The organism is Planktothricoides sp. SR001, from assembly GCF_001276715.1.
GTDB classification, from domain to species: Bacteria; Cyanobacteriota; Cyanobacteriia; order Cyanobacteriales; family Laspinemataceae; genus Planktothricoides; species Planktothricoides raciborskii.
Genome location: NZ_LIUQ01000154.1, coordinates 1 through 1,252, shown reverse-complemented (window position 1 = coordinate 1,252; position 1,252 = coordinate 1). Strand labels below are relative to the sequence as shown.

Sequence of the window (1,252 nt, the reverse complement as noted above, 5' to 3'; positions counted from 1 at the left end):
AGAAAGATCCCTCGCGCACCATTTAAATCCCTGTCCATCTTTAATTGGGTGGAATTCGATTTAATCGTTTTTGCCCCACCCAAATTATTGATAATTTCACCAGTCCATGACACCGTTTTAGAAGTGTAGGCTTCGTTGCAATCAATCACAATTTTGTGGTTTTCCCAAGCCTTCCATTTCAGAAATTGCTTAAACTCATAATGACTTAGAGTTAGCATAAGCCTGACAGATTTGTTTCTTTTACGTCTTGACTTAGAAACCATCTGTGATGTTTCAAATGTTGGGAGGAAAATCACATCAAAGTTTTCTACTAAAAATCTAGCTGTCTTATAATGCAATTCCTTGACTAAGTTCTTGATTTTACAACCAAGTCTACTCGCGGCTTTTTTGAGATTTCTTTTCTGTTTACACTTGGCTTTTGATAGTCGAGACACTAATTTGTCTAATTTGAAACACAATTTCTGAATGTGTAAGTTAGAATCTTTGCCTAGCCAACCAAAAGATGTTTCCGAAAAAAATGTCATAAACGTGCGGACACCAGGAGCTAAGGCAACAACTCTCCCTTGATTCTCGGAATTTAGTTGTTGCAATTCTGTCGAGATAGTCAAGTAATACTCACCGTAAGTTAGTGTTAATCGACCATCGCTAAAATTCTCGGGTAGTGACTCTTTGAATTTACCCTTTCCCAATATACTGTGGTAAATACCACAATCTTTAATCGCTGATTTAGGTATATAGATTGATTGCTTTACGTCTTTACGACTCCGAAATTTGCATTGACGAATCTTGCCATCTGCCTTAAACCCTTGTTTAGCGGCTTTAACGGCTAAACAAGCATCTTTGATGGCGATTGATTTAATTTGATAAGGAACAGGTTTAGCCCATTCAGGTAATCCATTCAAGATTCCTGTTTTAATCGCCATCCAGTTAGCTTTTGTATCGGGCTGCTGCAAATATTTAATGGTTTCGTTGTAGACAAATCTACTAACTCCGAACCATTGTTTAAGCAATTTTTTTTGTTCTGGGTTTAGATAGATTCGGAGCTTCCTTGATTTTCTTACTGTAGCTTCTGAATCCGTGTATCCGACAATAAAAGACGTGAGGGATGGAGAGAATATCGGCTGTGAGTTGGGCTTCTGGACATTTTACAGAGTTTTCTTAAACCACGATGCCTCTACCGTTTTGTTGTGCCATAAACTCGAATAATTCAAATCCTTTTCGACACAATCTGTCACGACAGGCAAAAATAACT

General features: G+C 37.8%; 1 protein-coding gene. It reads right to left on the bottom strand.

Translation table 11 applies throughout. The features are described 5' to 3' along the window. Nucleotides 1-1,010: RNA-guided endonuclease TnpB family protein (locus AM228_RS28870; protein ID WP_231636989.1), on the bottom strand; the 1,010-nt coding region annotated here is incomplete at its 3' end. Nucleotides 1,011-1,252 lie beyond the last annotated feature (242 nt).